Origin of the sequence: Sphingomonas elodea ATCC 31461 (genome assembly GCF_000226955.1) — a bacterium.
In the GTDB taxonomy this organism is placed as follows: Bacteria; Pseudomonadota; Alphaproteobacteria; order Sphingomonadales; family Sphingomonadaceae; genus Sphingomonas; species Sphingomonas elodea.
Genome location: NZ_AGFU01000050.1, coordinates 60,754 through 87,580 on the forward strand (window position 1 = coordinate 60,754; position 26,827 = coordinate 87,580).

15 protein-coding genes are annotated in these 26,827 nt (G+C 68.7%); 12 read left to right on the forward strand and 3 right to left on the reverse strand.

Going from position 1 to position 26,827, the window contains the following annotated elements:
* Positions 1-103 precede the first annotated feature (103 nt).
* The 10 genes from KK7_RS0114140 to KK7_RS0114190 all read left to right on the forward strand — a co-directional run bounded on the left by KK7_RS0114140 (position 104) and on the right by KK7_RS0114190 (position 15,499).
* Complete coding sequence (locus KK7_RS0114140) at positions 104-3,100, forward strand: TonB-dependent receptor (RefSeq protein ID WP_086011771.1); 2,997 nt, start codon at positions 104-106, stop codon at positions 3,098-3,100.
* A 72-nt stretch (positions 3,101-3,172) separates the two neighbouring features.
* Positions 3,173-5,053, forward strand: a complete 1,881-nt coding sequence (locus KK7_RS0114145) for a rhamnogalacturonan lyase (RefSeq protein ID WP_010545297.1) — start codon at positions 3,173-3,175, stop codon at positions 5,051-5,053.
* An 11-nt stretch (positions 5,054-5,064) separates the two neighbouring features.
* Complete coding sequence (locus KK7_RS0114150) at positions 5,065-6,282, forward strand: rhamnogalacturonan acetylesterase (protein WP_010545298.1); 1,218 nt, start codon at positions 5,065-5,067, stop codon at positions 6,280-6,282.
* The gene (locus KK7_RS0114155) at positions 6,282-7,763 is read left to right on the forward strand and encodes a rhamnogalacturonidase (protein WP_010545299.1); all 1,482 of its coding nucleotides are present in this window, start codon (positions 6,282-6,284) and stop codon (positions 7,761-7,763) included. Before KK7_RS0114150 ends, KK7_RS0114155 begins: the two co-directional genes overlap by 1 nt.
* 15 nt (positions 7,764-7,778) lie before the next feature.
* Complete coding sequence (locus KK7_RS0114160) at positions 7,779-8,093, forward strand: L-rhamnose mutarotase (RefSeq protein WP_010545300.1); 315 nt, start codon at positions 7,779-7,781, stop codon at positions 8,091-8,093.
* Positions 8,093-11,074 carry a glycoside hydrolase family 35 protein gene (locus KK7_RS0114165; RefSeq protein ID WP_029623296.1) on the forward strand — a complete coding sequence of 994 codons (2,982 nt, stop codon included), beginning with the start codon at positions 8,093-8,095 and terminating at the stop codon, positions 11,072-11,074. The genes KK7_RS0114160 and KK7_RS0114165 overlap by 1 nt, the downstream gene beginning before the upstream one ends.
* Complete coding sequence (locus KK7_RS0114170) at positions 11,071-12,015, forward strand: alpha/beta hydrolase (RefSeq protein ID WP_010545302.1); 945 nt, start codon at positions 11,071-11,073, stop codon at positions 12,013-12,015. Before KK7_RS0114165 ends, KK7_RS0114170 begins: the two co-directional genes overlap by 4 nt.
* 85 nt (positions 12,016-12,100) lie before the next feature.
* On the forward strand, positions 12,101-13,153 hold the full coding sequence (gene bglB / locus KK7_RS0114175; RefSeq protein WP_051121336.1) for a beta-galactosidase BglB: 1,053 nt from the start codon (positions 12,101-12,103) through the stop codon (positions 13,151-13,153).
* A 64-nt stretch (positions 13,154-13,217) separates the two neighbouring features.
* Entirely contained in the window at positions 13,218-13,619 is a 402-nt protein-coding gene (locus KK7_RS21580) for a hypothetical protein (protein WP_010545304.1), read from the forward strand.
* Positions 13,620-13,852: 233 nt separating this feature from the next.
* Entirely contained in the window at positions 13,853-15,499 is a 1,647-nt protein-coding gene (locus KK7_RS0114190; protein ID WP_010545305.1) for a cation:proton antiporter domain-containing protein, read from the forward strand.
* 7 nt (positions 15,500-15,506) lie between these two features.
* On the opposite strand, the gene KK7_RS0114195 is transcribed toward KK7_RS0114190, so the two are convergent.
* The gene (locus KK7_RS0114195; protein WP_010545306.1) at positions 15,507-17,240 is read right to left on the reverse strand and encodes an MFS transporter; all 1,734 of its coding nucleotides are present in this window, start codon (positions 17,238-17,240) and stop codon (positions 15,507-15,509) included.
* A 177-nt stretch (positions 17,241-17,417) separates the two neighbouring features.
* On the opposite strand from KK7_RS0114195, the gene KK7_RS0114200 reads away from it, so the two are divergent.
* Together KK7_RS0114200 and KK7_RS21585 are read left to right on the forward strand one after the other, a co-directional pair.
* Positions 17,418-21,440: a Pls/PosA family non-ribosomal peptide synthetase gene (locus KK7_RS0114200; RefSeq protein WP_010545307.1), complete on the forward strand. Its 4,023-nt coding sequence runs from the start codon at positions 17,418-17,420 to the stop codon at positions 21,438-21,440.
* A complete protein-coding gene (locus KK7_RS21585) occupies positions 21,437-22,078 on the forward strand; it encodes a 4'-phosphopantetheinyl transferase family protein (protein WP_010545308.1) in 642 nt (213 codons plus the stop codon). The genes KK7_RS0114200 and KK7_RS21585 overlap by 4 nt, the downstream gene beginning before the upstream one ends.
* Positions 22,079-22,096: 18 nt before the next feature.
* Here the strand turns inward: KK7_RS21585 and KK7_RS0114210 are convergent, their stop codons facing one another.
* Both KK7_RS0114210 and KK7_RS0114215 read right to left on the reverse strand, forming a co-directional pair.
* A complete protein-coding gene (locus tag KK7_RS0114210; protein ID WP_010545309.1) occupies positions 22,097-23,503 on the reverse strand; it encodes an efflux transporter outer membrane subunit in 1,407 nt (468 codons plus the stop codon).
* 51 nt (positions 23,504-23,554) lie between these two features.
* Positions 23,555-26,731, reverse strand: coding sequence for an efflux RND transporter permease subunit (locus tag KK7_RS0114215; RefSeq protein ID WP_010545310.1), 3,177 nt, complete (start codon positions 26,729-26,731; stop codon positions 23,555-23,557).
* Positions 26,732-26,827 lie beyond the last annotated feature (96 nt).

Consider the following 26,827-nt stretch of genomic DNA (forward strand, 5'->3'; position numbering starts at 1 on the left):
GCTAAATGATGGAACTACGTAATACATATTGGGACAGCACGGCGTGAGACCGCTGCAACCGACGGGCGCATCGCCCGCGGAAACCTAGAAAAGGGAGAGGATAATGTCCCATCGTTCCGCATTGCATGCCCTCGCGGTCCGTCGTGGCGCCTCGGGCTTCGCCCTTGCCATCGCCATCGCGGCGACCGCCCCGGCGGTAGCCCAGACCAGCAGCCCCCCGGCGCAGGACCAGAGCTCACCGCCCGAAGAGGCCGAAATCGTCGTCCGCGGCTTCCGCGCCTCGCTCGACAGCGCGCTGAGCCTGAAGCGCAACGAGACCGCGGCGGTCGATTCGATCGTCGCCGAGGACATCGGCAAGTTCCCCGACAGCAACCTCGCCGAATCGATGCAGCGCGTGCCCGGCGTCGCACTCTCGCGCGGCGATGGCGGCGAGGGCCGCAACATCTCGGTCCGCGGCCTGGGCGCCGCCTTCACCCGCGTCCGCATCAACGGGATGGAAGGCAGCTCGCAGACCGGCTCGTCCGACATCTACGGCGCGGGCAATTCGGGCCGCAGCTTCGACTTCAACGTCTTCCCGACCGAAATCTTCTCGGCGCTGGCCGTCCGCAAGACGACCTCGGCCGATGTCGAGGAAGGCTCGCTCGGCGCGACGGTGGACCTGAGCGCCCCCAAGCCGCTCGACCTCAAGAAAGATTTCACTCTCACCGCCACGCTGCGCGGCGTCTACAACGAGATCAGCAAGAAGACCGACCCGCGCGGTTCGCTGCTGGTCGGCAAGAAGTTCGCCGACGGCCGGTTCGGCGTGCTCGCCAGCTTTGCCTATCAGAAGCGGCGGATGCGCGAAGTCGGCTATTCGGCGGTCGACATCCTCTCCGCCAACACCAACGGTGTCGATCCCGACGGTGCGGCCGGCCCGGCACCGGTTCAGCCCTTCTGCACGCCCGTCGGCTATGCCCCGATCAGCCCGGCGGTCGGCACCAAAGGCGCCACCGCGACCTTGTGCAGCACCGGCAACCCGCGCACCGGCACGCTGGCAGCATACAACACCATCGCCAATCTCCGCCGCGCCGACCTGCCCAACGTGCCGGGCAGCGGCGCCTTCCTGCCGCGCCTCCCCCGCTACGTGAATTCGGAGCAGAACACCGAACGCATGGGCGGCACGCTGTCGCTACAGTTCCGTCCGGACGATGACACCGATATCAGCGTCGACGCGATCTATTCGCGCTTCGAGGTGACCCGCCGCGACAACTATATCGCCGGCATCTCGTTCGGTCGCTCGATCACCAACAACGGCCAGCCGATGGTCTCGGTACGCGACGCGCAGTTCACCTCGAACGGCTCGCTCGTCTATGGCCTGTTCGACGGGGTCGACGTCCGCTCCGAAGGCCTGGTCGACCACTGGACCTCCGACTTCCTCCAGGTGAACACCAACCTGCGGCACCGTTTCAACGATCATCTGCAGATCGAGATGTTCGTCGGCAAGAATCAGTCGGTCTGGTGGAATCCCAAGCGCTTCCAGACCTTCATGGACGCGATCGACACGCCCAATTTCTCGGTCGATTTCCGGAACGGCCGCAGCACCCCGCTGATCGGCTTCGGTTTCGACGTCTCCGACCCGGCCAACTTCAGCTATGCCCCCGGCCGCGCCGACGGCACGGTGCTCGGCGGGTTCAGCTTCCAGGGCAAGCCCTCGAAGAACCAGACCGACAATTTCACCGGCGAGTTGAACCTCGACTACAGCTTCAGCGACGCGCTCAAGCTGCGCGTCGGCGGCCAGTATCGCAACGCCGACTTCAACGCCTATACGTCGCTGCCCTATGCGGCGCAGACGATCGTCCAGGCGCTGCCGGCCGGCACCTCGCTCGCCAGCATCACCCGCCAGATCAGCGGGCTGGACCAGCTGTTCGGCAGCGGCGCGCCCAAGAGCTGGGCGTCGATCGATGCAGACAAATGGGCGCAGGTCTTCAATTACGACGCGATCCAGTTCTGCCGCACCGAATGCGGTGCTGTCGCCTCGCGCATCCGGGAATCGGTGAAGAGCGTCTATGCGATGGCGACCTTCGACACCGGTTTCGCGCTGCCGTTCAAGGTGCGCGGCGACGCAGGCGTGCGCTATGTGAAGACCGACATGCTGGCGGCAGGCTATATCAGCGTGGCCGCGGCCGGACAGACGCCGACCAATTTGCGCGGACAATATGGCCAGGTCGTGCGGGGCTATGACGACTGGCTGCCCTCGGCGAACCTGGTCATCGAGCCGGCCCGCAACCTGCTCGTCCGCCTTGCCGCCGCGAAGGTCATGTCCCGCCCCGAGCTGGGCCAGCTTGCCCCGACCAGCGGCGTTACCGCCACGACGCGGGTGGGCAACATCAACAACCCCTATCTGGATCCGATCCGCGCCGACACGTTCGACGCTGCGCTGGAATGGTATTTCCAGCCCGGTTCGCTCCTCTCGGTCGCCTATTTCCACAAGAACATCAAAACCTACATCCAGCGGGTGACGAGCCAGATCCCGTTCAACCAGCTGGGCCTGCCGGTCGCGCTGCTCGACAACACCAACACCGCACCGACCGAGGACTTCACCATCGGCCAGCCGGTCAACACGCCGGGCGGCAAGCTGAACGGCATCGAGGTTAATGCGCAGGTGCAGATGCGCTTCCTGCCGGGGTTCCTGAAGAATCTGGGCGTGCTGGGCAACTATACCCGCGTGACCTCGAAGATCCGCTACATCCTGGCGAGCGCCGGTGGCGTGCCGACCGTGACGACAACGGCGGACCTGGTCGGCCTTTCGAAGAACACGGCGAGCGGCACGCTGTTCTATGAAGACAGCAAGTTCAGCATCCGCGCGACGGCCAGCTACCGCGATCGCTACATCCGCGCGATCCCGGCCTCGCCGGGCAGCGACCTGCAGGGCAATTCGCCGAACACCTTCGTCGACGCTTCGGCCTCGTACAATCTGAACGACCATATCAAGCTGATCGCCGAGGTGCAGAACCTCACCGACGAGCGCAACAACCTCTACATCGACAGCGTCCGCCGCGACACGCTGTTCCAGACGCGGATCGGGCGCACCTTCAACTTCGGCGTCAATTTCCAGTTCTGACCCTTACCTCCCCTCGGGCCGCCGTTTTCACCCCGGCGGCCCGTTTTTTTGCGTATCCAGGAGCTGCCGTTGATGCGTATCGCCCTGTTCGCCGCCGCCCTTGCCGCGCCGCTCGCTGCGCAGACCACCGACACGCTGCAGGGTCGCCAGGTCGAACGGCTGGACCGCGTGCTGGTGGCGGTGCCGGGCGCGGACGGCGGCGTGCATGTCGCATGGCGGCTGCTCGGTACCGACCCCAAGGGAATCCGCTTCACCCTGTACCGCGACGGCAGGCCGATCGCCAGCATCGCCGCCGGCCAGCCGACCAGCTTCCTCGACAAGGCCGGTACCCCGACCTCACGCTATGCGCTGGCGGTGAACGGCCGCGCGGCCGGGGGTCCGGTGGGTGTCTGGGCCGGGGGCTATCTCGCCGTACCGCTGGAAAAGCCGGCGGACCGCACCACCCCCGAGGGCGAGCCCTATAGCTACAGCGCCAACGACGTTTCGGTCGGCGATCTCGACGGCGACGGCCGCTACGAGCTGATCGTCAAATGGGCCCCCGGCATCGCCAAGGACAATGCGTTTGCCGGCTATACCGGCGAGACGCTGATCGACGCCTATACGCTGGAGGGCAGGAAGCTCTGGCGGATCGACCTGGGCCGCAACATCCGATCGGGCGCGCATTATACCCAGTTCATGGTGTTCGACCTCGACGGCGACGGCCGCGCCGAAATCGCGATGAAGACCGCCGACGGAACGATCGACGGCACCGGAAAGGCCGTGGGCGATCCGCGCAAGGACTGGCGCCACGGCGATGCGACGGTGGAGGTGGGCGATCGCACCGGCTCCACGGTCACCAGCGACGGCCGCAAGCTGGCAAACCTGAAGGGCCGCATCCTCGACGGGCCGGAATATCTGACCGTGTTCGACGGCCGCACCGGCCGCGCACTCGCCACCGCGCCCTATGCCCCGCCGCGCGGCGCCGACACCGAAGCCGGCCTCAAGGCGCTGTGGGGCGACGGCTATGGCAATCGCTCGGAGCGCTATCTGGCGGGCGTCGCCTATCTCGACGGACACCGGCCGAGCCTGGTGTTCGGCCGCGGCTATTATGCCCGCTCGACCGTCGCCGCCTGGGACTGGCGCGACGGCAAGCTCACCCAGCGCTGGCTGTTCGACAGCGCGGCGCCCGGCAACGAGAAATATGGCGACAATGGCAACCACCAGCTCTCGGTCGCCGATGTCGACGGCGATGGCCGCGACGAGGTGATCTACGGATCGATGGCGGTGGACGACGACGGCAAGGGGCTGTGGTCCTCCGGCCTCGGGCACGGCGACACCATGCATGTCGGCGATCTCGATCCCACGCGGCCCGGCCTGGAGAAGTTCGGCGTGCACGAGGAGATGCGACGCAGCGGCAATCGCGGCGCGGCGATGCTCGATGCGCGCACCGGCGCGCTGCTCTGGTCCACCCCCGCGGACAAGGATACCGGCCGCGGCATCGCGGTGGACATCGACCCCCGCTTCCCGGGCGCCGAGGCCTGGGCGAGCAACTCGCCCGAGCTCTATGACGCGCGCGGCACGGTGATCCCCGGCGGCCATCCGCGCGCGGCCAATTTCAGCATCTATTGGGATGGCGACGCGCTGGCCGAGTTGCTCGACGGCACCCGCATCACCAAATGGGACTGGACCACGAGTACCGAGAAGCTGCTGCTCGATCCGCCGGGCACCACCTCGAACAACGGCACGAAGCGCAACCCCGCCCTCTCCGCCGACATCCTCGGCGACTGGCGGGAGGAACTGGTGCTGCCCAGCACCGACAGCCGCGAGCTGCGCATCTACGCCACGCCGTACCCAACCGCGATCCGGCTGCCGACGCTGATGCACGATCCGGTCTACCGGCTCGGCATCGCCTGGCAGAACACGGCGTACAACCAGCCGCCGCATCTCTCGTTCGACCTTGCCACGCACAAATAGGCCGGGACCCCATGTGGATGCTCGCGATGCTCGCGATGGTGACCGGTCCGCAGACCTTCGATCTCGCGCCCGGTGCGCCGGCCCGGCCCGGCAGCGTCGCGGTGGCCGAGGGCACGCCCTATCAGCCGGGCGGCTTCGGCTATGAGCCGGGGGGCAAGGCGCGCGAGCGGCTCTTCTCGGTAGCGGTGCCCGAGGGCAATTACCGGGTGACGGTGCGGCTGGGCGATGCCCGCGCGGCCAGCCGCACCACGGTGAAGGCGGAATCGCGCCGGCTGATGCTGCGCGCCATCACCACCGCGCCGGGGCAGTTCGTCACCGCCAGCTTCGTCGTCAATGTGCGCACGGCCACGCTCGCCGCGCCGCCGTTGAATGCCCCCGGCGGCACCGCGGTACGGCTCAAGTCGCGTGAGGCGGGCAGCTACACCTGGGACGACAAGCTCACCCTCGAGTTCCTCGGCGATCCGCGCGTGCAGCGCGTCACCATCGAGCCGGTGACGGTGCCGACGGTGTTCCTCGCGGGGGACTCCACGGTGACGGATCAACGCACCGAACCCGCCGCGAGCTGGGGCCAGATGCTGCCGGCGCTGTTCCAGCCCAACATCGCGGTCGCCAACCACGCGGAATCGGGCGAAACGCTCAAGTCCTTCGTCACCGAGCTGCGCTTCGACAAGCTGCTGTCGCAGGTGAAGCCGGGCGACTGGGTGCTGATCCAGTTCGGCCATAACGACCAGAAGGCCGAATGGCCGCAGACCTATGCGGACCCGGCGGTCACCTATCCCGCCTGGTTGCGCACCTATATCGCCGAGGTCCGGCGGCGCGGCGGGCGGCCGGTGCTGGTGACCTCACCCGAGCGGCGCAATTTCGACGCCGGCCGCATCCGCCACACGCTGGCCGACTATGCCGAGGCGATGCGCAAGGTCGCACGGCAAGAGCAGGTGCCGCTGGTCGACCTGCAGACCGCAACGATCGCGCTGTACGAAGCCTATGGCCCCGCCGAGGCGGCGAAGCTGTTCAACGATGGCGGGCGCGACAAGACGCACCACAACAACGAAGGCGCCTGGCTGCTGGCGCGGGCGGTGGCGGCAGGGCTGGCGGAGGCGGTGCCGGACCTCGCCGCCCACCTCACCCCCGAAGCGCGCCGCTTCGATCCGGCCCATCCGCCGGCGCTCGACAGCCTCGGGCTCGCCCCGAGCCTGGCCGCCAGCAGCGAACGCCCGGCGGGAAGCTGATGCGCACCGGCCTCGTCCTCGACGTCCGCGACCATGGCGCGCGCGGCGACGGCGTTGCGCTCGACGGCCCGGCCATCGCCGCCGCGCTTGCCGCCGCGCACAAGGCTGGCGGCGGGATCGTGCTGCTGCCGCCGGGCACCTATCGCAGCTTCTCGCTGCGCCTGCCTTCCCGCGTTACCCTCGCCATCGAGGCCGGCGCCACCTTGCTCGCCGCCACGCCGGGACCGGACGGTGCCTATGACCTCCCCGAGGATCGCGGAGCCCAGCTCTACCAGGATTTCGGCCACAGCCACTGGCACAACAGCCTGATCTGGGCCGAGGACGCCGAGGACATCGCGATCCTAGGCAAGGGCAGGATCGACGGCGCCGGCCTCACCCGCAACGGCCCCGGCACGCCGTGGAGCGCCCAGCGCGGCGAACGCCCGCTCTCGATGGCGACGATGACGCCCGCCGACGTCGCCAGGCTTGAACAGGATGCCGCGGCGATGCGCGGCCAGGGCAACAAGGCGATCGCGCTGGCCCGCTGCCGGCGCGTCACCATCGAGGGTCTGACGATTTTCCGCGGCGGCCATTTCGCGATCCTGGCAAGCGAGGTGGAGGACCTCGCCTGCACCCGCCTCACCATCGACAGCAACCGCGACGGCATCGACCTCGACGGCGTCCGCCGTGCGCGCGTCTCGCGGTGCCGGGTCAACACGCCCAATGACGACGCGATCGTGCTCAAGACCAGCCTCGCGCTCGGCCGCACGTCCTGCGAGGACGTGACCATAGAGGACTGCACCATCTCCGGCTATGATCTCGGCACGCTGCTCGACGGCAGCCATGGCCGCACCCAGCAGCTTTCCCCCGACCGCGACCGGGTGACCGGCCGCATCAAGCTCGGCACCGAGAGCAACGGCGACTTCCGCCGCATCGCCATCACCAACTGTCGCTTCGAACGCAGCCGCGGCCTGGCGATCGAAAGCGTCGACGGCGGCACGATCGAGGATGTGCGCGCCGAGAATCTGACGATGGAAGAAGTCACCACCGCGCCGCTGTTCCTCCGCCTCGGCGCGCGGCTGCGGGGGCCGGCGGGAACGCGGGTCGGCGCGCTTCGCAACATCGGCATCCACGGGCTGAACGCCGTGGGCGTGGATCCCCGCTTCGCCGCGATCCTCGCCGGGTTGCCCGGACATCCGATCGAGGACGTCCGCCTGTATGATATCGACCTGCGATTCGACGGTGGACTGGAAGGCCATCTGCCGCCCTCCCCGCCCGAGCTGGCCGATGCCTATCCCGAACCGAGCATGTTCGGCCCCACCCCCGCCTGGGGGCTGTGGGCACGCCATGTCCGCAGGCTGGGCGGCGCCCGCCTGTCGCTCCAGCGGAGCGGCGGCGATGCACGCGCGCCGATCCTGCTCGAGGATGCAGCCGATACGCGGATCGCATTTGACGCCGACGCCTCGCATTGCTACCATATCGTGCATAACAGTTCCACATAGTGGAGCGGAGGGGAAATGCGGGTACATGCGTTCCGGATGCAGCTCAAGGCCGGCATGGCGGAGGAATATAAGGCACGCCATGACGCGATCTGGCCGGAGCTGGCCGCGCTACTGCACGATGCCGGCATCCGCGACTATTCGATCTTCCTCGACGAGGCGACCGGCGCGCTGTTCGCGGTGCTGAAGCTCACCGACGACGCCACCAACGACCAGCTGCCCGCCCATCCGGTGATGCGCCGCTGGTGGGACCATATGGCGCCGCTGATGGAAGTGGCGCCCGACAACCAGCCGCTCGAATGGCCGCTCCTCCCGGTCTTCTACCTGCCATGATGCGTACCGCGCTCCTCGCCTCGACCCTGCTGGCCGCGCTGCCCGCCGCCGCGCAGGAAGCGAAGCCCACCGCCAATCTCGCCGCGCCGGTGAAGACCTTCGGCCGCGTGTCCTATGACGCCCGCTCGCTGATGATCGACGGCAAAAGGCTGGTGATCTGGTCGAGCGAGATGCACGCCTTCCGCCTGCCCTCGCCCGACCTCTGGCGCGACGTGCTGCAGAAGATGAAGGCCAGCGGCTTCAACACCGTCGCCTTCTATTTCGACTGGGGTTTTCACAGCCCGAAGCGCGGTGTCTACGACTTTTCGGGCATCCGCGACATCGACCGGCTGCTCACCATGGCGGAGGAGGAAGGCCTCTACGTCATCACCCGCGCCGGGCCCTATGTGAATGCCGAACTGACCCGCGGCGGCTTCCCCGGCTGGCTGATCAACCAGCGGGCGCGGGCGCGCACCGACGATCCCGACTATATGGCCGCCGCCGACGAGTGGCTGACCCGGGTTCATGCGATCATCGCGCGGCACCAGATCAACGGCGACGGCAAGGGGCACAAGGGCAATGTGATCCTCCACCAGATCGAGAACGAACTGGCGCTGACCACGCCTTCGCAGCGCCGCTACATGGACCATCTCGCCGCCAAGGCGCGCGCCGACGGCATCACCGTGCCGCTGTTCCACAACGACCAGGGCCGCAACGGCTATTGGGTGCCGGCGGGCGGCGGCGTCGAGAAGACGGTCGAGGGGCCGAACGACCTGTATGCGTTCGACGGCTATCCCGGCGGCACCTGCACCGTGGCAGGCAAGCCGACCCGCGGCTCGGCGGCACCCGATTGGGGCTTTTACGGCCCCGGCGGCGCGAAGGGGGGCGCCTCCGCCTCGCCCAACACGCCGGGCTTCCTCGCCGAATTCGGCGGCGGCTGGTTCGATTACTGGGGATCGAACGGCGGCTACGAGTGCAACGCGATCCAGCGGGGCAAGCGGTTCCAGCGCGTGTTCTACGGCACCAATCTCGCCAACGGCATCTCCATCCAGAGCTTCTACATGGGCTTTGGCGGTACCAGCTGGGGCTGGCTGCCCGCACCGGTGGTGTTCACCAGCTACGACTATGGCTCGGCGATCGCCGAAACGCGCGCGTTGCGCCCCAAGGCCGAGGAGCTGAAGCAGCTCGCCGGGCTGATCCAGAGCGTGCCCGATCTCGCTGGCATGGTGCCGGCCGGGCCCGTGGCAGTTTCGTCCGACCGCATCCAGATCTATCACAACAAAAGCCCGGAGACCGACGCCCGCTTCCTGCTCGTCACCCACAAGCCCTCCAACGGCCAGACCGAGGACCGCTTCACCGTCACCGCCGACCTGCCCGACGGGCGGTACAGCTGGCCGATGGCGCTCAATGGCTTCGACGCGAAGTGGCTGGTCGCGGGGGTGACGCTGGGCGGACAGCGGCTGGTCTATGCGAGTTCGGAGCTGCAGGCGGCGCTGCGCCAGGACGGCCGCGACCTGCTGCTGCTCTACGGCCGCGCCGGCGAGACGGGCGAAACGGTGCTGCGCTATCGCTCGGCCCCCAAGGTCGAGGTGCTGGAAGGCACCGCCGCCTCCAGCTTCGATGCGGCCCGCGGCGACCTGAAGCTCGCCTACACCCACAAGGGCCTCACCCGCCTGCGGATCACCGGCGGCGGCCGGCCGGAGAGCATCCTGCTGATCGGCGACGAGGCGGAGGGCGCGCGCTTCTGGCGGATGGGGGACCTGCTGGTACGCGGTCCGGCGCTCGTCCGTCATGCCACGCCGGAAGGCAGCAGCCTCGCCCTCACCGGCGATACCGAAGGGCCGACGCCGCTCGAAGTCTGGGCACCGGCGGCCACCCGAAGCCTGCGCTGGAACGGGGCGCCGGTGGCGACGACCCGCACCCCCTCGGGCAGCTTCGTCGCGACCGGGCCCCTCCCCGGCCCCGTGCCGATCGCCCTGCCCGATCTCGCCTGGGTTTCCGCCCCCGGCACGCCCGAGGCAGCGCCCGACTTCGACGACCGCGACTGGCAGGCGATCGACAACCGCGCCTATGCCAGCATCACCGCGCGGCCCGACGGCGTGCCCAACATGCTGATGGACGCCTATGGCTTCCACGACGGCGACGTCTGGTATCGCGGCCGGTTCGAAGGCAGCGCCGCCGCCGAGCGCATCCGCATCCATTACGGCGCGGGCGGCGCAGGGATGCTGCAGCTGTTCCTCGACGGCAGGCTGGTCGGCAGCGACGAGATCCCCGCCGGCCTGCCCCGCCCGATCACCACCGGCGTCGCCGAGTTCGACCTGCCCGCCGCAGCGCGGTCGCCCGGTACCCATGTCCTGTCGGTGATGGTCCGCAACAACGGCCATAACTGGGACCTCGACGCCGACGATTTCCACAAGGAAGCGCGCGGGATCGTCTTCGCCTCGATCGAGCCCGCCGGGGGACCGAGCTTCGCCGTGCCGGTCACCTGGAAGATTCAGGGGAGCAAGGGCGGCGAGGATCTGCGCGATCCGGCGCGCGGCGTGGCCAACAACGGCGGCCAATATGGCGAGCGGATGGGCTGGCATCTCCCCGGCTTCGACGATCGCGGCTGGAAGGCGGCGGGGCCGGCCGCCCCCGGCACGACCTGGTACCGCAGCCGCTTCACGCTCGACCTGCCCAAGGGCCAGGACGCGACGATCGGCGTGGCGTTCGGCGACACCGGCAAGCCCCGCTCGCCCGGCGCCCGATACCGCGTGCTGATCTTCGTCAATGGCTGGAACATGGGCCAGTTCATCGCCCATGTCGGGCCCCAGCGCGTCTTTCCGGTGCCCGAGGGCATCCTCAACCATCGCGGGGCCAACAGCATCGCGCTGGCCGTCACCTCGGACGGCGCGCCCGGCAATGCGCTGGAACCGGTGAAGCTGGTACCGCTGCGCAACGTTCGCGGCGGCCTGCCGGTCGCGATGGTCGCAGCACCGCAGCGCCCGGAGGAGCTGCAATGATCACCCGCCGCACCCTGCTCGCCGCCTCGGCGGCGGCGACCGCCGCTGCCGCGGTCCCGGTCCGCGCCGAACCGATCGAGCGGCTGCCGCTCTGGCCCGGTCGTCCGCCCGGCGGCGAGGGCGTCACCGCGAAGGACGAATGGGTCAAGCGCTCCCCCACCGGTGACGCCGACGACATCGCCTGGCCGCATGTCGCGACGCCGATGCTGAACGTCGTTCCCGCTGAAAAGCCGGACGGCTCGGCGCTGCTGATGATTCCCGGCGGCGGCTATGCCCGCGTGGCACTGGGCCGCACCGGCTCCAGCATCGCCCGCCACTTCGCCGCGCGCGGCACTACCGTATTCGAGCTGCTCTACCGCCTGCCGCACGACGGCTGGGCGGCGGGTCCGGACGCGCCGCTGCAGGATGCGCAGCGCGCGATGCGGCTGATCCGCGCCGGCGCCGCGCGGTGGAAGATCGATCCCGCGCGGGTCGGCGCGATGGGCTTTTCCGCCGGCGGCCATCTCACCGCCCGGCTCGGCAGCCGCGCGAGCCTTGCCACCTATGCACCGGTCGACGCCGCCGACCGGCTTTCGGCGCGCCCGGTGGCGCTTGGCCTGTTCTTTCCGGTGATCACGATGCGCTTGCCCGAGGCGCATGGCGGGTCGCGCAAGGAACTGCTCGGCACCAGCCCAAGCGAGGAGCAGGTCCGCCGCTTCTCCGCCGAACACGACTTGCCGGCCGACATGCCCCCCACCCTCGTCGCCCACGCGGCCGACGATCCGGTGGTGCAGCCGGCCAACAGCCTGATCCTGTTCGCCGCGCTGCAGGCAGCGAAGCTCCCGTCCGAGCTGATGATCTTCGAGAAGGGTGGCCACGGCCTGCCCCTGGTCGATCCCGACGGCACGCCCCATCCCTGGCCCGGCCTGTTCGAGCGCTTCGCGCGCCGACACGGCCTCTGACCCCCTTTTACGTACGGAGACACATCCCTTGGCCGCCTCGCACGACATTCCCCGCAGCCTCGTCACGCAGAAGATCGACCTGCTGATGGACAATCTCGTCCACATCAAGGACGAGACCGGCGAGTTCCTGCTCCACCTCGAAGACGGGCGCATCATCGACACCAAGGGCTGGGCCGGCTGGGAATGGACCCACGGCGTCGGCCTGTTCGGCATGTGGCGCTATTTCGAGCAGACCGGCGACCAGAAGGCGCTGGGCATCATCAAGGGCTGGTTCGCCGACCGCTTCGCCGAGGGCACGCCGACCAAGAACATCAACACCGTGGCGCCGTTCATCACGCTCGCCTGGCTGTACGAGCACGAACCCGATCCCAGCTACCTGCCCTATCTCGACACCTGGGCCGAATGGCTGATGGCGCCGGACGGCCTGCCCAAGACCGAGGAGGGCGGCTTCCAGCACATCGTCTATAACGACGAAAATCCGGGCGAGATGTGGGACGACACGTTGATGATGAGCGTGCTGCCGCTCGCCAAGATCGGTCTGCTGCTGAACCGTCCGCACTATGTGGAGGAGGCCAAGCGCCAGTTCCTCGTCCATATCAAATATCTGTTCGACAAGAAGACCGGCCTCTGGTTTCACGGCTGGGACTTCAACGGCCGGCACAATTTCGCCGAGGCGCTGTGGGCGCGCGGCAATTGCTGGGTGACGATCGCAATCCCCGAGATCATCGAGATTCTCGATCTGCCCGAAGGCGACGCCTTCCGCACCTTCCTGATCGACACGCTCGCCGCGCAGGTGAAGACGCTGGCCGAGACGCAGGACGAAAGCGGCCTTTGGCACACGCTGGTGATGGACCCGACCAGCTATCTCGAGGCCTCGGCCACCGCGGGCTTTGCCTATGGCATCCTGAAGGCGGTGCGGAAGGGCTATCTGCCGCGGCACTATGAAGCGGTGGGCCTGAAGGCGGTGCGCGGTGTGCTCGACAATATCGACGCGGCGGGCGAGCTGCAGCAGGTCAGCTTCGGCACCGCGATGGGCGACACCCTGCAATTCTACAAGGATATCCGCCTCACCTCGATGCCTTATGGCCAGAGCCTGGCGATCTGCGCACTGGGCGAGTTGCTGCGCACCTATATCTGAGGCCATCGGTTCGCGTACATATTTCGTTACGGCACGCACGTGCCGTTCATACGTTGAGCGGGCGATGGCCAGCCTTCGTTTCCACACCAGCCCCACCAGCGGCCGATTGTCCGGCCGGCTGGTGTGGCTGTTCGTGGCGGCGCTGCTGTTCGGCGCCGTCGCCCCGCTGGGGCCGCCCGACACGCTGATCGACGGCGCGGCGTTCAACCCGGCGACGACCAGCGTCGCACTCGCCGCCAGGCGCGGCGACCCGCATGTCGTGGCGGCCCTGCACCGCACCGGCGACGGGCCCCGGTTCGACGGCGCGACCGGCCACGGCGCCATCGTGGTGCCGGCGGCGGCCGTTTCGCTGCTCTTCCTGCCGTCCGCACGGACCTCGCCGGCCGTGCTCCCGATGCCGCGCGGGTCGGAGTACCGCACCGGTCTGGGCGCACGCGCGCCACCGCGCACGTGGCTAGGCGCATAGCGCCACCCCACCCCGCACATCGTCTTCGTCGTGCCCGCGACAGAGGAGGTTCCATGCGAAAGAGACGCGGCAAAAGGCCGCCCTGGTGGTTCGCCCCCGCCCTGTGGACCGGCATTGCCGGCGCCGCGGCGCTGCTGGCGGCGGCGATCAGCACGGCCCAGCCCTGAGCGCGACGGCACCGACCTGCAACCCCGGATCGGTGCCGTTCGCCGCACATCCAAAAAGGAGGATCCATGCCGCATCATGCGCCGCTGATCGCCACTATCGTCGCCGGACTGGTCGTCGCCTTCCTGTTCGGCGCCATCGCGCACCGGCTGAAGGTATCGCCGATCGCCGGCTATCTGCTCGCTGGCGTCGCCGTCGGCCCGTTCACCCCCGGCTTCGTCGCCAATTCGGGCCTTGCCAACGAACTCGCCGAGATCGGCGTGATCCTGCTGATGTTCGGCGTGGGCCTCCATTTCTCGCTGCGCGACCTGCTGTCGGTTCGGCGGATCGCGGTGCCGGGCGCGGTGGTGCAGATCGCCGCGGCCACCGCGATGGGTATCGGACTCGCCATCGCCGCCGGCTGGGGGCTGACGGCGGGGATCGTCTTCGGCCTGTCGCTCTCGGTGGCGAGCACGGTGGTGCTGCTGCGCGCGCTGCAGGGGCACGACATCGTCCAGACCGAACGCGGCCGCATCGCCGTGGGCTGGCTGATCGTCGAGGATCTGGCGATGGTGATCGCGCTGGTGCTGCTGCCGGTGCTGGGCGAGGTGATGGGCGGCGACGGCGGCGGATCGCTGCTCCAGCCGCTGCTCTCCACCTTCCTCAAGGTCGCCGGCTTTGTCGCGCTGATGCTGGTGGTGGGACGGCGGGTGATCCCCTGGACGCTGCAATGGGTGGTCGGCACCGGTTCGCGCGAGCTGTTCCGGCTGGCGGTGCTGGCGATCGCGCTGGGTGTTGCCTTCGGCGCGGCGCTGGCGTTCGATGTGTCGTTCGCGCTCGGCGCCTTCTTCGCCGGCATGATCCTCGGCGAAACCTCGCTCAGCCGCCGCGCGACCGAAGAGACGTTGCCGCTGCGCGACGCCTTCGCGGTGCTGTTCTTCGTCTCGGTCGGCATGCTGTTCAATCCGGCAGTGCTGATCGAACAGCCGCTGGTGCTGGCGGCGGCGGTGGCGATCATCCTCGTCGGCAAGTCGCTCGCCGCCTATGCCATCGTCCGGCTGTTCGGCTATTCGAACCAGACCGGGCTGACGGTGGCGGTCAGCCTCGCCCAGATCGGCGAATTCTCGTTCATCCTCGCCGGGCTGGGCACCGATCTCGGGCTGATGCCGGCGGCGGCGCGCGACGTGGTGCTGGCGGCGGCGATGCTGTCGATCTTCCTGAATCCGTTCCTGTTCGCCTGGGTGGCGAAACGCTACGACGTGGCCGAACCCGCCAAGGGTCCGATCGCGCCGGTCACGTTGCCGGCAGGGCATGTGATCCTGATCGGCTTTGGCCGGGTCGGCAGGATGATCGCCGAGGACCTGCAGCAGCACGGCAAGGCCTTTGCCCTGATCGAGGACCAGGGCGACATGGCGGCAGCGGCACGGGCAAAGGGCATCACCGTCGTCGAAGGCAATGCGCTGGAGGGGCAGACGCTGGTCGCCGCCGGCATCGGCCAGGCGAGCAAGCTGCTGATCGCGATCCCGGCCGGCTTCGAAGGGGGCGCGATCCTCCAGCACGCCCGGCTGCTTGCCCCCGGCGTGCCGGTGGTGGTGCGCGCGCACTCCGCCGACGAGGTCGCCCATCTCGAAGGCCTCGGCGCCGACGAGGTGGTGATGGGCGAGCGCGAGACCGCCAACCGGATGATCGGCCTCGCGCGCACGATGCCGGCGGGTTCGGATCAACCCGCCGGTTGAGGTCAGCTCAGCCGTCGACGTCGCGGCGGAAGGTCTCGGGCAGGAAGAACAGCCCGAACACCAGGGTCGCGGCGGCGACTACCACCGGATACCAGAAGCCGTAATAGATGTTGCCGTTGGCCGCGACCATCGCGAAGCCGATCGCCGGCAACAGTCCGCCCAGCCAGCCATTGCCGATATGATAGGGCAGCGACATCGAGGTGTAGCGGATGCGGCTGGGGAACAGCTCGACCAGCATCGCCGCGATCGGACCGTAGACCATCGTCACCAGCAGCACGAGGTAGAAGAGCAGCGCCACCACCAGCGGCTTGTTGATCGCCGCCGGATCGGCCCTGGTCGGATAGCCCACCTTGGCGAGCTCGCCGGTGACCGCGGGCCGGGCGGCCGCGTCGCCCTTGGCCGGTACGGCCGGCACGCCGACCACCTGCGCGGTGAAGGCGGCGATCGCCGTCTTGCGCGCATCGCCGGTCACCTGGCGCGGATCGGGGGCGGTGAACTGCTTGCCACCGATCGTGATCGTGGCGAGCGTGCCCGGTGCGGCCGCGACATTCTCATAGTTGACCCCCGCCTTGGCGAGCGCGTTCTTGACGATGTCGCAGCTGGTAGCGTCGAACTTGTTCTGGCCGACCGGATCGAACTGCGACGAGCATTCGGCCGGGTCGGCGGCGACGGTGACGGGGGCCGAGGCGAGCGCGCGGGCCAGCGCCGGGTTCGCGGCGCTGGTCAGGGCATGGAACACCGGGAACAGCGTCAGCGTCGCCAGCGCGCAGCCGGTGAGGATGATCGGCTTGCGGCCCACCTTGTCCGACAGCCAGCCGAAGACGAGGAAGAACGGCGTGGCCAGCACCAGCGCGGTGATCGCCAGCGTGTTGGCGGTGAGACCGTCGACCTTCAGCATCTTCTCGAGGAAGTACAGCGCGTAGAGCTGGCCGGTATACCAGATCACCGCCTGCCCCGCGATCGCGCCGAAGAACGCGATCAGCACGATCTTGAGGTTTCCCCAGCGCCCGAACGCCTCGGTCAGCGGCGCCTTGGAGGCGGTGCCCTCGGCCTTCATCTTCTTGAACACCGGCGATTCGTGGAGCTTCAGCCGCAGCCACAGGCCGAGCGCGAGGAACAGGCCCGAGAGCAGATAGGGAATCCGCCAGCCCCAGTCCGCGAACGCCGCCTCGCCGACACCGGTCACCGGCGAGCGCACGGTGATGACGATAAGCAATGCCATGGCGAGGCCGGCGGTCGCGGTGATCTGGATCCAGCTGGTGTAGAAGCCGCGCTTCCCCTCCGGCGCGTGCTCGGCGACATAGGTGGCCGCGCCGCCATATTCGCCACCCAGCGCCAGCCCCTGGAACATGCGCAGCACGACGAGCAGGATGGGTGCTGCGACCCCCGCCGTCTTGTAGGTCGGCAGGCAGCCGACCAGGAAGGTGGAAAGCCCCATCACCAGCAGGGTAATGATGAAGGTGTAACGCCGCCCGACCATGTCGCCGATCCGGCCGAACACCAGCGCGCCGAACGGCCGCACGAGGAAGCCGGCGGCGAACACCAGCAGCGCCATGATGAACGAGGTGGTGGGATTGAGCCCGGTGAGGAACTGTGCGGCGATGATCGTCGTCAGCAGCCCGTACAGGTAAAAGTCGTACCATTCGAACACGGTACCGAGCGAGCTGGCGGTGATCACCAGCTTCTCGCTGCGGGTCGCCTCGTGATGACGCGGCGTGGCATCGGGCGGGCTGGTCGCCATCAATCTTCTCTCCCTGGTGGGCGGGTCGTTCCCCGCATGTCGTTGGGTTATGCTCCGGCAAGTGTGGCAAGCCTCGACGCGCTTGCCTAGTCGCTCGTTCAGGGCATTTTACGGCAGGGATGCGCCTATTGGCGTTCGCCCGTTTCCAGACGGGTCATCGGAGCGTAAGCACCCCGCATGAGCCCAAGGATCGACGACCCCGCGAGCGAACCCGTCCAGACGGTCTTCGCCTCGATCGCGCCCTCCCCCGCCCTGCGCGAGGAAGAACCCTATGCGCGCGACGAGCTGCTGCACGAGCTGTTCGAGGCGACCGCCCGCCAGCATGGCTGGCGCTGCGCGGTTCGCCTGCTTGGGGACGATCCCGAGAGCAGCCGCCGTACCGCACTCAGCTATGTCGAGCTGCGCGACCGCGCGCTGCGCTTTGCCCGTCAGCTGCGCGAGATGGGGGTCCGGCGCGGCGACCGTGTCGTGCTCTGCCTGCCCCGCGGGATCGACCAGTACATGGCGATCCTCGGCGTGCTCTGGGCCGGGGCCTGCTATGTGCCGGTCGACTGGACCTATCCACAGGACCGTATCGACTTCATCGTCGAGGATAGCGGCGCCGTGCTCGTCGTTACCGAAAGCGCCCGCGCCGCGGAGATGACCGCGCGCGTCCTTGCGGTCGACACCGCACTCGGCGATCTTGCGGCGCGCGAGGCGTTGCCGCTCCCTCGTGCCGAGACCGGCAGCACGCCCGACGACCTCGCCTATATCATCTACACCTCGGGCACGACCGGCCGCCCCAAGGGCGTGATGATCACCCATCGCAACGCGGCGCATCTCGTCCGCTCCGAATGCGCGATCCTCGCGCTCGATCCGGAGGACAAGGTGTTTGGCGGGTTCAGCCTCGCGTTCGACATGTCGGTCGAGACGATGTGGAGCGCCTTCTTCGTCGGTGCGGAGCTGCTCGTCGCGAACGAGGCGCTGGCCAAGGCCGGGCCGGACATGGCCGAAGTGCTCGCCGCCGAGAAGGTGACGATCTGGCACGTCGTGCCCTCGCTGCTCACCCTTGTCGAAACCGAGATGCCGGCGCTTCGGCTGCTCAATCTGGGCGGCGAGGCCTGCCCGCCCGATCTGGTCGATCGCTGGGCGAGACCGGGCCTGCGCATCCTCAACACCTATGGTCCGACCGAGACAACGGTCACCGCGACCTGGACCGAGGTCCAGCCCGGCCGCCGCGTCACCATCGGCCGCCCGCTGCCCGGCTACACCGCCTGGATCGTCGACGAGCAGCTGTGGCCGGTGCCGGCGGGTGCCGAAGGCGAGCTGGTCATCGGCGGACCGGGCGTCGGCGCAGGCTATGTCAACCGTCCGGACCTGACCGGCGACAAGTTCGTCTTCACGCCCTTTCACGGGCCGGACGGGCAGCCGGCCAAGATCTATCGTTCGGGTGATCTGGTCCGGCTGGATGCGGTGGGGGACATCGAATTCATCGGCCGTATCGACACCCAGGTAAAGATCCGCGGATTCCGCGTCGAGCTCGGCGAGATCGAGGCGGTGATCGCCGACGACCCCGCCGTGGCCCAGGCGGTCGTCCACCTGTTCCGCGACGACGACGGCGCCGAATTCCTCGCCGCCTTCCTCGTCGCGCGCGGCGGTGCCGCCATCGACCTTGAGGCGGTCCGCGCCCGCGTGCGTGAGCGTCTGCCCAACTATATGCGCCCGGCCGGCTATCAGCTGCTCGACGCGCTCCCCACCCTCGCCGCCTCGGGGAAGGTCGATCGCAAGGCGCTCCAGCGCCCGGCACTCGCCCCGGCGAGCGACCGCGAGACGGTGGCCCCGGCCACCCCGCTGGAAACGCAGCTCCACGCCGTGTGGGCCGAGGCATTCGCACCGCAGAAGGTCTCGGTCACCGACGACCTGTTCGAGGATCTGGGCGGCCATTCGCTCAAGGCCGCGCGGCTGGTCTCGGCGATCCGCAAGACGCCGGGGCTGGCCGGCATCTCGATCCAGGACCTCTACGCCGCCCCCAATATCCGCGCGCTGGCCGAGCGGCTGAAGGACAAGCTGACCGGCGAGAACGCCGTCGAACTGCCGTTCCATCACACGCCGGCGGCAACCCGCTGGCTGTGCTGGATCGCCCAGACCATCGCGCTGGTGCCGATCTATGCGATCGCCGGCCTGCAATGGTTCTTTCCCTATGTCGCCTATGTCCACCTGACCGGGGACTTCGACCGGGTGCCGGCGCTGCTGTTCAGCGGCCTGAGCTTCCTCGCCATCCCGCCGCTGGCGATGCTCGCCTCGATCGTCGTGAAGTGGATAGTGATCGGTCGATACCGCGCGGGCGAGTATCCGCTGTGGGGAAGCTATTATTTCCGCTGGTGGTTCGTGCGCCGCTTCTCGGAGGTGATCGCCACCCCGTATCTTGCCGGCACGCCGATGATCCGAGCCTATTATCGCCTGATGGGCGCCAAGGTGGGCAAGCGGGCCTTTATCGGTCGCGGCAATATCGACGCGGCGGATCTCGTCTCGATCGGCGACGATGCGGTGGTCAGCGACTATGCGATGCTCGCGACCAGCTCGGTCGAGCGCGGGTTGCTCCGCCTCGGCTCGGCCACCATCGGGGCGGGCGCCTTCCTCGGCTCGATGGCGGTGGTCGGGCGGGACTGCACCATCGGCGAAGGCGCCGCGCTGGAAGACCTGTCGGCGCTGCCGGTAGGCACCGCCATTCCCGCCGGCGAGCGCTGGAGCGGCTCCCCCGCTCGATCGATCGCGACGGGCATCCCCCGCCAGAACGACAGCGAGGCGGGGCCGTTGCAGCGCCTGCTCACCGGCGTTGCGCTGACCATCGGGGCGCTGCTCCTGCCGATCGTCGCGATCCTGCCGATCGCGCCCGGCCTCGTCTGGATGATCGAGATCGACTGGAACACCGAGAGCTACAGCTACCTGCTGATCTCGCCGTTGCTCGCGGTCACCTATGTGCTGCTCATGTGCGTGCTGACGGTAGCGGCCAAAAGGCTGTTCCTCGGGCGTGTCGCGCCGGGGCGCTATTCGATCCACAGCTGGTTCTATGTCCGCTTCTGGTTCGTCCAGCAGGTGAACGACCTGGCGCTGCGGCTGCTCCACCCGATCTATGCGACGCTCTATGTGGTCCCTTGGTACCGTGCGCTTGGCGTCAAGGTCGGGCGGCGGGCGGAAATCTCGACCGCGGCGGCGATCGTGCCCGACCTCGTCGAGGTGGGGCCGGAAAGCTTCATCGCCGACGCGGTGCTGTTCGGTGCCGCGCGCGTCGAGCCCGGCGCCATCCAGCTGGCGCATACCAGGATCGGCCGGCGCTCGTTCATCGGCAACTCGGCGCTGCTGCCGGCCGGCGCCACGATCGGCGACGGCGTGCTGATCGGCGTGCTTTCCAAGCCCCCCGAGGACGGCAGCGCGGCCAATCCGGACGGCACCTGGTTCGGCTCGCCGCCGATCTCGCTCCCGGTCCGCCAGACGGTGGGCCTGTTCGACGAAGGCGCGCGTTTCAACCCGAGCAAACGGCTGATCGCCACCCGTCTATCGATCGAGGCGATCCGCGTGACGCTGTCGCTCACCCTGTTCGTCGCCTTTTTCAGCCTGCTCTTGTCGATCGTCAGCGAGCTGGACGACCTGCGAGGCGGCGGCCACTGGATCGTCGTGACCTTCCCCTTCCTCTATGTCGGCTTCGCGCTGGCCTGCGGCATGTCGGTCGTGCTGCTGAAGTGGCTGGTGATGGGCCGGTACAAGCCGACGACCCAGCCGTTGTGGAGCACCTTCGTCTGGCGGACCGAGCTGGTGACCGCGACCTATGAGAATCTCGCGGTGCCCAACCTGCTCGAGCCGCTGCGCGGCACGCCCTGGCTACCCGCCTATCTCCGCCTGCTCGGCTGCAAGATCGGCAAGCGCTGCTATATCGACACGACGGACGTGACCGAGCAGGATCTGGTACGAATCGGCGACGACGTCGCGCTCAACGATTTCGCCGGTCTCCAGACGCATCTGTTCGAGGACCGGGTGATGAAGGTGAGCGGCGTCACGGTCGGCGACCGGGCTACGATCGGCTCCTATGCGATCGTGCTCTACGATGCCGAGATCGGCGAGGACGTCCAGCTCGGCGATCTGTCGGTGGTGATGAAGGGCGAGACGCTGCCTGCGGGAACGTCGTGGGAAGGCTCGCCCGCGCAGCTCGCGAAGGAGGCGTGACCGGGCCGGTCTGGCTGTCCGGCCCGGTTGCGGACTGGCCGACAGCGGATCGGCCGATCGCCTGGCATGTCCGGCTGGACGATGCGGCGATGGACCCGCTCTACCGGTCCGCCGCGATCCTGCCAGAGGATCGGCACGACCTCGCGACCAGGCCGGGCGCCGCGCTGCGCCTCCGCCGGCGGCAGCTGACGCGGCTGCTGCTCGCGCGGGTTTCGGCAATGCACCCCGATACGATCGCCTTCACGCGCTCGCCGCTGGGCGCGCCGCAGGTGATCGAGCCCGCCGGCTGGCATGTCAGCATTGCGGGGCGCGGGGCGGCGGCACTGATCGGCGTGTCGCGTCGGCCGATCGGCGTCGATCTCGAGGAGATGCTGGACGCCCCCCTGCCCGACGACGCGATGACGGCGCGCGAGCGAGAGGGGATAGCGAACGCCGCGCCGCTGGACTGGACCGCCTGCTGGGTTGCCAAGGAGGCGCATGCCAAGCGGATCGGCATCGCGTCCGCCATCGATCCCGCGGCGATCGACACCCGGGTGCTGGATGCCGACCGCTGGATCGCCGAGACGACCGAGGGGCGTTCCCATTGCCATCTCCGGCAGGCGGGATCGCTGCTGCTCGGCGTGGCGGTGGCGGCGTAGGCGCCACCGCGCTCTTGCTCACGCCGTCCGCTGCCAGCCGCCGCCGAGCGCCCGGAACAGATTGACCTGCGCCTCGGTGATCGCCGCATCCGCCGTCGCCAGCGCGGCCTGGGCATCGGCGAAGGTGCGCTCGGCATCGAGCAGGTCGAGCGAGTTGATATCCCCCTCGGTCTGGCGCGCGCGGGCGATCCGCACCGCCGCCTCGGCTTCCTCCAGCGCCGCCTGCAACGCGGTACGCCGTTCCAGCGCGCGGCCATAGGCGGACAGCGCCGTCTCGGTTTCCTGCAGCGCGGTCAGCACCGTGCCGTCGAACGTGGCGAGCGCGGCGCGGCTGTCGGCCTCGGCAGCGGCGATGCGGGCGCGGGCAGGCGCGGGATTCACCGTCCAGTTGATCAGCCCGCCCAGCAACCAGCGCAGCGGCCCCGCGCCGAACAGGCCATCAAGATCCGTCCCCGTCGACCCGCCCGACGCACCGAGCGAAATGCGCGGATAGAGGTCCGCCGTCGCCACCCCGATCCGCGCGGTGGCGGCGGCGAGCCGACGTTCGGCGGCACGGACGTCCGGGCGGCGGGCGAGCAGCGCGGCGCCGTCGCCCACCGGGATCGGCTGGTCGAGCCGCAACGTGGTGCGGCGCGCGCGCGCCTCGGCGGGCAGTTCGGCGGGGGTCTTGCCGATCAGCGTGGCGAGCCGGAACAGCGCCGCATCGCGCTGGGCGGCGAGTGCCGGCACCTCGGCCTGGCGCTGGTTGCGCAGCGCCGCGATGCGGGCGACGTCGAGCCGGGTCGCCAGGCCGACGGTGCGGCGGCGCTGAGTGAGGTCGATCGACTGGTCGAGCAGCGCGACGATATGCTCGGCCACCGCCAGTCGCTCGGCCGACGAGACCGCATCGGCATAGGCGCACGCCGTGTCCGCCGCGACGATGACCCGCACCGCTTCGGCATCCGCTTCCGCCGCCGCGACATCGCCGCGCGCCGCCTCGACGTTGCGGGAAAGCCGACCGAACAGATCGACCTCGTAGTTGATGCTGAGCCCGGCATCGATCTGCCAGGTCTCGCCGCTCACGCCGATCGGGCGCTGGATCTGCGGGAACCGGGCATAGTTGGCACCGCTACTCGCGCTGCCCTGCGGCAGCCGGTTGGCAGTTGCGCCGCGCAACGTCGCCCGGGCGCGCTCGATACGGGCGACCGCCACGCGGACATCGGTGTTGGCGGCGAGCGCTTCCGTCACCAGCCGGTCGAGCACCGGATCGTTGTAGAGCCGCCACCAGCCCTGCTGCACCGGCGCGGTCGAGACCGCCGGACCGGTCGAGAGGAACGCTCCCGCCGCGCTCTGCGGCCGGGTAGGCGCGGTGTAGTTCGGGCCGGCGGCGCAGGCGGAAAGCGCCAGCGCCGAGACTGCGGCCATGATCGAAGCCATGCGTTGCATGCGAAATCTCCTGCGACGGGCGCGTGGGATGCGCCCGCCGATTGGTTCAATTTACTCGGCCGGCTGGAACTGGTGGTGTTCGCCACCCCGCCCGCGCCGCCGGGCGAGCCGCGCACCGAGCGCGCGGCACACCACGTAGAAGGTCGGCGTGAACAGCAGGCCGAAGCCGGTGACGCCCATCATCCCGAAGAACACCGCCGTTCCCAGCGCCTGGCGGAGCTCGGAGCCTGCGCCGCTCGCGATCAGCAGCGGCACCGCGCCGAGGATGAAGGCGAAGCTGGTCATCAGGATCGGCCGTAACCGGTCCTGCGCCGCCCGTACCGCGGCTTCCACCGGCGACAGGCCGTCGCGGACCTCCGCCTGGTGGGCGAACTCGACCACGAGGATCGCGTTCTTGGCGGCGAGCGCGATCAGCACGACCAGCCCGATCTGCGTCAGCACATTGTTGTCCATGCCTCGCAGGTTCACGCCCGCCATCGCCGCCAGCAGACACATCGGCACGATCAGGATGATCGCCAGGGGCAGCGTCAGGCTCTCATATTGCGCCGCCAGCACCAGGAAGACGAACAGCACCGCCAGCGCGAATACCAGGCCCGCCGTGCTTCCCGCCATCTTCTGCTGATAGGCAATACCGGTCCACTCGCCCGCATAGCCGGCGGGCAGCTCGGCGGCAATCTTCTCCATCGCGTCGAGCGAGGCGCCCGAGCTGTAGCCGGGGGCGGTATCGCCGTCGACTTCCACCGCCGGGAACAGGTTGTAGCGCGTGACGCGGTACGGGCCCGTCTTGTTCTCGAAGGTCGCGACCGATCCGATCGGCACCATGAAGCCGGCGTCCGAGCGCGTCTTGAGGTTGGCGATGTCGGCCTCGGTCGCACGGAACGGCGCGTCGGCCTGCGCGGTCACGCGGTAGGTGCGGCCGAGCATGTTGAAGTCGTTGACGAAGGCGGAGCCGAGATAGACGCTCAGCGCCTCGAACACTTGGCTAGGCGGCACGCCCAGCATCTCGGCCTTGCGGCGATCGATGTCGGCGAAGACGCGCGGCGTCGCGGTGTTGAAGAAGGTATAGACCTGGGCGAGCCCCGGCGTCTTGTTGGCCTGGCCGATCAGGCCGAAGGCGGTGTTGCCCAGCGCCTGATAGCCATGCTCGCCGCGATCCTCGACCATCAGGCGATAGCCGCCGGCCGAGCCGATGCCCTGGATGAGCGGCGGCGGGACCACGAGCAGCATCGCCTCGTTGATGTCGGCGGTGCGCTTGCGTGCCTCGGCCATGATGCCGGCGAGGTTGACGCCGAGCTTCTTGCGCTCCTCGAAGCTCTGCAGCGGGACGTAGGCGGCAGCACTGTTCGGGGCGAGCGTCTGCGACGGGCCGTCGAAGCCCGCGAGCATCACGGATCCCTTCACGCCCGGGATCGGCAGGATGCGCGCGACGACCTTGCGCATCACTTCATCGGTGCGTTCGAGCGACGAGCCCGGCGGCAGCTGGATTACCGTGAGGAAATAGCCCTGGTCCTGCGCCGGGATGAAGCCGACCGGCGTCACCCAGAAGGTCGCGACCGTGGCGGCGATCAGGCCGAGATAGGCCACCATCATCCGCTTGGGCCGGGTGACCAGCTTGTGGGTGAGGCGGGCATAGCCGTTGCTCATCCGCTCGAAGCCGCGATTGAAGGCATCCGCCGCGCGGCCGAACACACGCCCGATCCGGCCCTTGGCCTCGCCCTCGTGATGCTTGAGCAGCACCGCGGCGAGCGCCGGGGAGAGCGTCAGCGAAACGAGCAGCGAAATGGCGGTGGCGACCGAGATGGTGACCGCGAACTGCTTGTAGAAGGCGCCCGACAGACCGTTGAGGAACAGGGTCGGCAGGAACACCGCGAACAGCACCAGCACGATCGCGACCAGCGCGCCCGACACTTCGTCCATCGAGGTGCGCGCGGCCTGGAGCGGAGTCATGCCCTGGGCCAGGTTGCGCTCGACATTCTCGACCACGACGATCGCGTCGTCGACGACGATGCCGATGGCGAGCACCAGCCCGAACAGCGACAGGTTGTTGAGCGAGTATCCCATCGGCAGCAGGATCGCCATGGTGCCGATCAGCGATACGGGAATCGCCACCACCGGGATGATCGCCGCCCGCCACTTCTGGAGGAACACGATCACGACGAGGACGACGAGCACCACCGCTTCGCCGAGCGTATGGTACACCGCGTCGATCGACTGGGCGATGAACTCGGTGGGGTTGTAGATCACGCGATATTCGAGGCCCTTGGGGAAGGTCTTCGCAATCGTGTCCATCTCCGCCTTGATCCGCAGCGCGGCGGCGAGCGCGTTGGAACCCGGGCGCTGAAAGGCGGCCAGGATCACGGTCGGCTTGTTCGAAAGATAGGTGTTGGAGGAATAGTCGGCGGCGCCGAGCTCGACGCGCGCCACGTCGCTCACGCGGACCTGGCGGCCCTCGCTATCGGTGCGGATGACGACGCGACCGAACTCGGCCGGGGTCTTCAGGCGCCCCTGCGTCTCGACGTTGAGCTGGAAGGCGTTGCCGCTGCGCTGCGAGCCCGGCTGGCCGAGCGAACCCGCCGCCACCTGGATGTTCTGCCCGCGCAGCGCCTGGACGATGTCACCGGCGGTGAGGTTCAGCGCGGCGGCACGGCCGGGATCAATCCACACCCGCATCGCATAGTCGCGCGCACCGAACATGCGCACGTCGCCCACGCCCTCGAGCCGCGCGAGGCGGTCCTTCACCTGGGTCAGCGCATAGTTGGAGATGTAGCTGCGATCGATCGAGTTGTCGGGCGAGATCAGGTTGACGACCATCAGGAAGTCGGGGCTGGTCTTGCGCGTGACGACGCCGAGGCGCTGCACTTCCTCGGGCAGGCGCGGGATCGCGACCGCGACGCGGTTCTGCACCAGCACCTGCGCGGCATCGAGATTGGTGCCGGTCTTGAAGGTGACGGTGATCGTCACATTGCCGTCGCCGGTCGACTGCGACGACTGGTAGAGCATGTCGTCGACGCCGTTGATTTCCTGCTCGATCGGCGCGGCGACGGTTTCCGCCACGGTCTCGGCCGAGGCGCCGGGATAGCTGGCCGTCACCGTGACCGTCGGCGGCACGATGTCGGGATATTGCGAGATGGGCAGCGCGAAATAGGCGATGCCGCCCAGGATCGTGATGAGGATCGCGATCACCGCCGCGAAGATCGGGCGGGTGATGAAGAAGCGTGAGAGGCGCATGGCCTTCTCCTTTTGCGAGCGAAATGGCGGGCGAAACGGGCGCAGCACTCTAAGCCCCTCCCCTTCAGGGGAGGGGTTGGGGTGGGGGACTCTCCA

Excerpts from the sequence above, each read along its gene's own strand:
- KK7_RS0114140 (WP_086011771.1), top strand. The coding sequence starts at position 104 with ATGTCCCATCGTTCCGCATTGCATGCCCTCGCGGTCCGTCGTGGCGCC.
- KK7_RS0114145 (WP_010545297.1), top strand. The coding sequence starts at position 3,173 with ATGCGTATCGCCCTGTTCGCCGCCGCCCTTGCCGCGCCGCTCGCTGCG.
- KK7_RS0114150 (WP_010545298.1), top strand. The coding sequence starts at position 5,065 with ATGTGGATGCTCGCGATGCTCGCGATGGTGACCGGTCCGCAGACCTTC.
- KK7_RS0114155 (WP_010545299.1), top strand. The coding sequence starts at position 6,282 with ATGCGCACCGGCCTCGTCCTCGACGTCCGCGACCATGGCGCGCGCGGC.
- KK7_RS0114160 (WP_010545300.1), top strand. The coding sequence starts at position 7,779 with ATGCGGGTACATGCGTTCCGGATGCAGCTCAAGGCCGGCATGGCGGAG.
- KK7_RS0114165 (WP_029623296.1), top strand. The coding sequence starts at position 8,093 with ATGCGTACCGCGCTCCTCGCCTCGACCCTGCTGGCCGCGCTGCCCGCC.
- KK7_RS0114170 (WP_010545302.1), top strand. The coding sequence starts at position 11,071 with ATGATCACCCGCCGCACCCTGCTCGCCGCCTCGGCGGCGGCGACCGCC.
- bglB (WP_051121336.1), top strand. The coding sequence starts at position 12,101 with ATGGACAATCTCGTCCACATCAAGGACGAGACCGGCGAGTTCCTGCTC.
- KK7_RS21580 (WP_010545304.1), top strand. The coding sequence starts at position 13,218 with ATGGCCAGCCTTCGTTTCCACACCAGCCCCACCAGCGGCCGATTGTCC.
- KK7_RS0114190 (WP_010545305.1), top strand. The coding sequence starts at position 13,853 with ATGCCGCATCATGCGCCGCTGATCGCCACTATCGTCGCCGGACTGGTC.
- KK7_RS0114195 (WP_010545306.1), bottom strand. The coding sequence starts at position 17,240 with ATGGCGACCAGCCCGCCCGATGCCACGCCGCGTCATCACGAGGCGACC.
- KK7_RS0114200 (WP_010545307.1), top strand. The coding sequence starts at position 17,418 with ATGAGCCCAAGGATCGACGACCCCGCGAGCGAACCCGTCCAGACGGTC.
- KK7_RS0114210 (WP_010545309.1), bottom strand. The coding sequence starts at position 23,503 with ATGCAACGCATGGCTTCGATCATGGCCGCAGTCTCGGCGCTGGCGCTT.
- KK7_RS0114215 (WP_010545310.1), bottom strand. The coding sequence starts at position 26,731 with ATGCGCCTCTCACGCTTCTTCATCACCCGCCCGATCTTCGCGGCGGTG.